Genomic DNA, 7106 nt, shown 5'->3' on the forward strand with positions numbered 1-7106 from the left:
GCCGGGTGCGGTCGGTGTCCGTCCCGCCGCCGGGGCCGTGCTGCCGCCGCCGGAGCGCAGGCGTCCTGCGGCGGCGACCCGGATCGTGGCGTCGCCCTGCCGGTGGGCGGGCGCGGCGCCGAGCCCGGAGGCCGGGGCCGCCCCGGTTCCCCGCCCTGCGGTGAACGCGCCCCGGTCCGAGGTGATCAGCCCGGTGGCCAGTCCTCCCTCGACCAGCTTCTCCGCGTTCTCGCGGCCGACGGAGAAGCCGCGCCCCGAGGTGCTCCGCGCGTACAGGTCCTTGATCATGACCTCGGGGGCCATGCGGCCGCCGTACCGGTCCCGTCCCGCGTCGAACTCGGTGCGGCCGTGCTGCCAGCGCCCGGCGTTCTGGGCGAGGCACTGTTCGACGGGCACCTCGACCGAGAGCAGGACGCGTCTGTCGTAGCCGTCGGCGCGCAGATCGCCGAGGAGTTTCTCGTTCCAGCGCTGGTCGCGCAGGGTCGCGTCGTAGAGGAGGTTGTAGCCCTCGCCCCGCGCCCACTGCTCGAAGGCCCCCTGCAGGAAGGCCGACTCGCGGTGGGTGAGCGAGGCCGTCTCGGACGGCGAGACCCGCCGCCCGTCGGACAACTCAAGGGAATGCGCGGCCAGTCGAGGTGATCCTCCGTGCTCGAAGAGCGCCACCTTGAATTCATCCGGGTCCAGCACCACATAGTCGCGTACGTCGATGCCGTGCATCCGGTTCAGGGCGCGCCCCAGTTCGTCGTCCTGCCCCTGCCACGCGGCGAGCCCGCGCAGCGCGCCGCCCTTGCCGGCGCCGGGGGCCCCGGCGGTGAGCAGCGCGGCATGCCCGTCGCGCGGCATGCCCGCGCAGCGCGCCGTGAAGTCCTCCAGGATCGCGGCGTGCATCCGCTCGCGGTCCGGAGTCCACAGCGCGCCGTGCCGGAACTGGCCGAACGTGTCGGCGTCCCCCGGCGCGAGATCACCGCCGGGCGACATCCGGGTCTGCAACTCCCGGTACAGCGAGCGGTATTCAGGTCTGAGCCCCGCCTCCGGCCCGTCGGCCGTGGTCATGGGCGCCGCTCGTCCCTGCCGGGCGGTCCGTCGGGCCGGCCGTCGATCCGGCGCTGGATCTCCGCCACGTCCTCGCGGGTCACCTGTCCGAGCAGCCGCGCGCCGGCGAGGACCGACAGCGTGTTGTCCTGATGGGTCGGTTCGGGGTGTCCCTCGTCCAGCCCCTCCTCGCCCTCGAAGGGCCAGGCCGCGACGGTCGCGACCATCTCCTCGCGTTCGACGAATCCGGCGGCGTAGAGACCGAGGTAGGCGCGCAGCGAGGGAGCGGGACCGTCGGCGGAGGTTCCGGGTGCGGGGGTGTCGTTCATGGGCGGAGTATTCCTCGTCTACCAGAGGCTGGTCTCGTACGGATCCGGGTCCGGTCGGCGGGACGCGGCGACCGCGTCCTCGTACGACTCGACCGCGGGTGGCGTCTTCGGGCGGTGGCTGCCCTGCTTGCATCCGGCGAACGGGCCGCTCGGGGACCGGAGTTCGCTCAGCACGGCGCCGAGGTGGTCGCGGTGCCAGACGGCGGGTCCGGACGCGCCGGCGGCCGGGTCGGTGTGTTCCTGCCAGGCCAGCCACAGCCCGTGCAGCCGGGCGACCGCCTCCGGGTGCTCCCACCAGCGGGGGCACCAGGGCTGCTGCGAGGTGACCTCGCGGCCGTAGACGGGGAGGAGCAGGTCGGTGACCCAGACGGCGAGTTGACCCATCTCCTCGGCGTATTCCGGGCCTTCGAGATAGAGGATGAACGGCGGAGCGGCGGTGGGCTCCTGCTCGGCTGCGGCGGTCGTCATCGGGGGAGAGTTCCCTTCGGCGGCGGATGTCATCGGCTGGTGATCCTTTCGGCCGCGCGGGCGGTGATGGCCTTCACCTCGGCCTGGGCCGCCGTCGCGATGCGGTCGGCGCCCGGTTCGGCGTACCAGGGGCGGAGCCGGACCAGGGCGGGCCTGATGCCGGTCGCCAGGAGCAGGGCGGTGCCCTTGGGCAGCGCGCGGATGCGGTCGGCGGGCAGGATGCGTTCCAGGCGGTACGACGTCGACCGGGAGCGCCCGTCCCTGCTCTTGGACCAGCTGACGGTCGACACGTCGTGCTCGCCGACCAGCCGGGAGATCTTCTCCACGAAGTCGGCGTCGTCCAGGCCCGCGCCGAGCAGTTTGACGGTGGCCGCGGACCAGAGCGCGTCCATTCCCGCCTCGCCCCACACGCGTGAGCCCTGCCGGTAACTCTGGAGCAGCGTGACGATGTTGATGCCGCGCGAGCCGAAGTGCGAGTACAGGTCGGGGAGATCGGCGATCCGGCAGACGTTCGCCGCCTCGTCGAGGACCGCCGTCATCGGCGGTTCGAGCCGTCCGCCCATTCGCTCGGCGGCGACGACCCCCGCGCGCAGTACGGAGTCCGCGGCGGCCGCGACGACACCGGCAGCCGAGCCGCCGCCGTCCTTGGACAGCAGATAGAGCGTGTCGGTGGACAGGACATGGCGGTCGGGGAAGAACTGCGGCAGCGCCGGATCCGGTGTCACCCAGGCCGCGATCGACGGGTCGAGCAGACAGGCCACACACTGGCGGGCGGTCTCGTAGATGCCGTCCCGGGTCTCCACCGCGCCCTGCACGGTGCCCTGCAACTGGTCCGCGAGGGCTGTCATCCCGGCGTCGCGCAGCAGGTCGACGGGGGTGCGGTCGGCCGGGTCGGCCAGCCAGCCGAGCACCTCGCCGATCTGCCGTCCGCCCCGATGGGCCGCGTGGAACAGGGCGGTGAGGGTGTTCTGGGCGGCCGAGATCCAGAAGTCGCGGCGGGACGCGTCGTCGTTGACCGCGCCCACGAAGTGCCCGGCCAGCCGGCGGGCGCCCTCGATGGTGGCGGCGTCGGCGAGCATGTCCCACCACAGGGCACGTGGGGTGTGGGCGATGCCCTGGGGGTCGAACGTCCAGACCCGGCCCACGCGTTCACGCTCCGCCCGCGTCACGCTGTACACGTCCGCCTTGTTCGACGTCAGCAGCACGCTGCCGCGGGCCCGCAGGACGCGCGGCACCGCGATGCCGGTGGACTTGCCCGCGCGGGGTGCCATCAGGTCGAGCTCGACGTCCTCGTAGCTGGAGCGGAGTTCGGGGCCGCGGGGCTCCAGGTTGCCGATGAGGTTCCCGGTGTCGTCCGGGGTGATCTTCGGCAGCTTGCCGAGCACCGGGCGGAGTTGGCGGGCCCGCCGCGCGGCTCCCTTGGGCAGGAGGCCGGCCAGTTCCTTGCGGCCCGCCAGTCCGGTGGGCGTGGTGATCCGGCGCCGTACGAGCACGACGAGTACGACGACGGCCGCCACGACGGTGCCGAAGACCGTCGCCGTGCCCGCGGCGAGCGCGGTCGGCGAGGCTGTCGGCCACACCGTGCCGGGGCCGTCCTTCACCAGCGTCGACAGGGTGGACAGACTGAACGGCGGCGGGTGCCAGCCGGCGCCGCTCACCGCCGCGCCCAGGGTTCCGCCCAGCCACGCGCCGAAGAAGGTGATGCCTACGAGGAAGGCCGCCCCCGGCACGATCCAGGGGAGGAAGTCCTCCCCGCTGCCCGGTGTCGTCCTTTTCGTGCCGCTCATCCCTGGTCCCCCTGTCGATGGTTGTCGCTCCCGCCGCCCCGGCCCGTCCCGTACCGGGGCCGCGCCCCCGGCCCCCGTCGCGCTCCGCGCTCGTCCTCAAACGCCGGACGGGCTGAAATTTCCGACGGCCGGGTCCCGGTTCCCCGACAGCGGCAGGTCGGTGGTTCTCACCGCAACCCGCCCTCCTGCTTGGACAGCGACGGCTTGCCCGCCTCCGACCAGCGGGTGTTCGTGTTGTGCAGGGCCCGCTCGGTGTCGGTGATGGAGACCTTGATCGGAATGCCGGGGCGGCCGCCCACCTTGATCAGGAAGCGTCCGCGTCCGGGCGGCTCCTCGTTGCCGCCGGTGCTGGCCCAGCCGGGCGGGGACGACCAGGACGAGACGAGTTCGATCTCGCGCTCGGACATGCCGACGATCTCGCCGAGTTCCCGCATCTCCGACCGCGGGAGCCCCGCGCAGACGACCATCCCCGCCCGCTCCACGAAGCCGCGCGCCTTCGCGCGGTCGGCCTCGCTGCCGAGGGCCTCGGCGTCCTTCAGGGTGTGGGTGATCTTCGCGTCGCCGAGGCCGAGCGAACGGTTCAGCCGGGTCAGCGCGTCGATCCGTTCCACGATGCCGGAGGCGGCCCGGAGCGGGCGCCACAGCTCGTCGAGGACGGTGAAGAACCAGCGCTGCGGGGCGAGTCCGGCATCCGCGAGCGCGTGCGCGGCGGCCACCGTGCCGAGCCCGTCCGACCAGGCCGCGAGCATCGCCGCGGCCGTCAGCTGGGTGTCCGCCTCGCCGATCCGGGAGATGTCCACGCAGACCGCCGGGGAGGCCGGGTTGATCCGGGTCGACGTCTCGGTGGCGAAGGTGTCGCCGAGCGGTCCGTCGAGCACGCCCAGCAGCGAGCGGTGCAGCGGGTCCACGGCCTCCTGGTAGCGGGCCTCGTTCCCACGGTCCAGCGTCACCGCGCGGACCCGGTCGGGACCCTCGTCGAGCACCTTCAGCAGATCCGGCAGGATCGGCGCCCGCCCCGGCTTCGTCCGCTCCGCGAGATGGTGCAGACAGGCGGACAGCACCGACTGCTCGTGGTCGTCCATCGGACGCCCGCGCACGATCGTGATCAGCGCCGCGACCATGTTCAGCACCCGGCCGTGCGCCTCCGCCGCGAGGATCCGGCCGCGCTCGCCCCCGATCCGGACCGCCGCCTCGCCCATCGCGCCCGGGTCGAGGACGTTGATGCCGCCGACCCCGCGCCCGATGGAGATCACCTGGCCGCCCAACGCCCGTACCGTGTCGGCGTAGTCGGGCTTCAGGTCGCCGAGGACCAGGGGCGTGATGCCCGTCGCGGACATCCCGATCAGCATGCGGTTGACCAGGGTCGACTTGCCGAGGCCCGGCATGCCCAGCATGAAGAGCGACGGGTTGGAGATGTAACGGGCCCGGGTGAACCAGGAGATGGGGTCACCGCACACCGTCGCCCCGGTGTGCAGGTGCTGCCCGAGCGGCACCCCGGTCATCGGCGCGCCGGAGCCGGCCGCGAACGGCCACAGCCCGCACGCCTGCACGGTGGTCGCGCGCCACAGCGCGGGCGGGTCGACATGCCCGACCTGGCCGCCTGCGGGGCCGTACCAGCCGCGCGGGGGTGCGGTGGCCGGGGTCCCCGGGATCCGCGGCATCGACTGCTTGCTCACAGCGCCTCCCTGATCTGGTACGGAACGAGGGTGTGCTCCCACGGCAGCAGGCCGACCGGCAGCGTGCACGTGAACGCGGAGGCCTGCATGCGGTCCGCGGGGCGCATCAGGATGCGGGACGAGGCCTGGAGGTTGCGCACGGTGATGCCCGCGTCCTGCAACTGCTCCTCGTCGTCCACGGTGACCGTCACCATCAGCGAGAACTCCACGAGTCCCGCGCCCGCCGCCTCCTCGGCCGCGGTCTGCTCGGCGGCCTGCATCTCCGAACTGGCCCGCGCCTGCACGAGACCGCGCCGCGAGCCCGCCATGAAATGCGCGGTGCGCCGGTCGGACTCGACGATGCGGGCGGAGGTCGCCGGGTCGATGGGCCGGTAGATCAGCGAGACCCGCTTGCGCCGGGTTCCCGGAGCCGGCTCGAGAAGCCCGCGCAGGACACTGGAGCGGACCGTGCCGCGCGGCGCGAGCGTCAGCATCCAGGTGCGCGAGACACCCGAGTCGTGCTTGTACGAGGTGACGGTCTCGACGGCCGCGGCCGGGCCCGCGTCGCCCCACTCCAGCCCGGTCGTGGCGTGCTCGGCGCGGGCGCTGAGCACATCGGGCGCGACGGCGGGGTCGTACGCCACCCGGACGATCTCGGCGAGCCGGTCGGCCGCCAGCGGGTAGGCACTGCCGCCGCCCGCCGCGACCAGCCCGGACAGCAGCCCGGGCAGCCGCATCGACAGGTCGGTGATGATGTCGTCCGTGCCGCGCTTGGGCCCGCCCGTCGGGCCGTAGGTGAGGGCGATGTACGTGTGCATCTCGGAGGACGCCGACGGGTAGCGCTGGACGACCTCCTCCATCACGGCGCGCGCGGCGGCCGGCGCGTCCGGAGTGATGCGCGGGAGTACCTCGGCCGCGAGCCGCGTCCCGGTGTCGGGGGCGGTCTCCACGACCACCTGGGCACCGCGCAGGCCCGGCTCGTGCGAGAGCCGCGCGAGCCAGTCGCCCCAGGAGGCCACCCAGATGTCGACCTGAGCGGGGTCGACCAGCGAACCGCCGTCCGGTTCACAGGCCAGCACCACCGTGTACAGGCCGCGGCCCGGGTGGTGCAGCACGCCGAAGGAGCGGTTGTAGGCATCGCGGCCCTCGTGCATCCGGGTGCGCGCGAGCAGCCCCGGCGGCTGGTAGCGGCCGCCGGGGCGCTTGGACAGCGGCCCGGAGACGTAGGTGTGCGAGCCGTTGGCCTTCCGCCGCATCCAGCCGAGGCGGATCGCGAGGACCTGGTAGACGTTGCGGCCGTCGACCGTGCGCAGCGCCAGCGGGGCGAGGAAGAGCCCGACCGGTACCAGGACGACGATCGCGGCGGCCAGCGAGACCAGCGACGCCAGCAGCGCCACCAGCAGTCCGCCGAAGGCGACGACGGTGCCGAGCAGACCCAGCGGACCGAGTCCGGGACGGCGGGGCCTGCGCCAGTTCCCGTACGTGGGACGCGTCATGGCGTCGGTGGACATGGGGTTCCTTCTTCCGGCTCGAAGCGCTGGATACGTACAGGGGTCGGAGTCCGGGGCGGCGTCCCCGCGGAGCCTCGGTGGTCGCTCCGCCGGGATGCCGAGGCCGGTCCGCGGACGTGCCGCGGTGGGCCGAGGAGGTGCTGCCCCGAACTCCCGTGTTCTCGTGGCCTATTGGTTGTGGCCCTTCATCCCGTCGTTGTCGCCGAGGGAGTTGGCCACTTCGCTCGCCGCCGCGACACCGGTCTGCACGGCGACCGCCGCGGCCTGCACCGCGAGGGTCGCGCCGCCCGTGGCCGCGCCCGCGGCCGCGGCACCACCCCCGGC

6 protein-coding genes are annotated in these 7106 nt (G+C 73.5%); all 6 read right to left on the reverse strand.

Annotated features, from left to right (window positions below):
• The coding region (locus ACFWBT_RS40345; protein ID WP_385709051.1) for a zeta toxin family protein at positions 1–1053 on the reverse strand (1053 nt) is incomplete at its 3' end.
• Positions 1050–1361, reverse strand: coding sequence for a hypothetical protein (locus ACFWBT_RS40350; RefSeq protein WP_385709054.1), 312 nt, complete (start codon positions 1359–1361; stop codon positions 1050–1052). The genes ACFWBT_RS40345 and ACFWBT_RS40350, both read right to left, overlap by 4 nt.
• Positions 1362–1379: 18 nt before the next feature.
• Positions 1380–1829: a DUF4913 domain-containing protein gene (locus ACFWBT_RS40355; protein WP_385709056.1), complete on the reverse strand. Its 450-nt coding sequence runs from the start codon at positions 1827–1829 to the stop codon at positions 1380–1382.
• Between the two features lie 29 nt (positions 1830–1858).
• On the reverse strand, positions 1859–3616 hold the full coding sequence (locus ACFWBT_RS40360) for a type IV secretory system conjugative DNA transfer family protein (RefSeq protein ID WP_385709058.1): 1758 nt from the start codon (positions 3614–3616) through the stop codon (positions 1859–1861).
• A gap of 167 nt (positions 3617–3783) precedes the next feature.
• Positions 3784–5277, reverse strand: a complete 1494-nt coding sequence (locus tag ACFWBT_RS40365) for an ATP/GTP-binding protein (protein WP_385709063.1) — start codon at positions 5275–5277, stop codon at positions 3784–3786.
• Between the two features lie 11 nt (positions 5278–5288).
• Entirely contained in the window at positions 5289–6782 is a 1494-nt protein-coding gene (locus ACFWBT_RS40370; protein WP_385709061.1) for an SCO6880 family protein, read from the reverse strand.
• Between the last annotated feature and the right edge of the window lie 324 nt (positions 6783–7106).

Origin of the sequence: Streptomyces sp. NPDC060027 (assembly GCF_042737005.1) — a bacterium.
Taxonomy (GTDB): Bacteria; Actinomycetota; Actinomycetes; order Streptomycetales; family Streptomycetaceae; genus Streptomyces.

Excerpts from the sequence above, each read along its gene's own strand:
- ACFWBT_RS40350 (WP_385709054.1), bottom strand. The coding sequence starts at position 1,361 with ATGAACGACACCCCCGCACCCGGAACCTCCGCCGACGGTCCCGCTCCC.
- ACFWBT_RS40355 (WP_385709056.1), bottom strand. The coding sequence starts at position 1,829 with ATGACGACCGCCGCAGCCGAGCAGGAGCCCACCGCCGCTCCGCCGTTC.
- ACFWBT_RS40360 (WP_385709058.1), bottom strand. The coding sequence starts at position 3,616 with ATGAGCGGCACGAAAAGGACGACACCGGGCAGCGGGGAGGACTTCCTC.
- ACFWBT_RS40365 (WP_385709063.1), bottom strand. The coding sequence starts at position 5,277 with ATGCCGCGGATCCCGGGGACCCCGGCCACCGCACCCCCGCGCGGCTGG.
- ACFWBT_RS40370 (WP_385709061.1), bottom strand. The coding sequence starts at position 6,782 with ATGTCCACCGACGCCATGACGCGTCCCACGTACGGGAACTGGCGCAGG.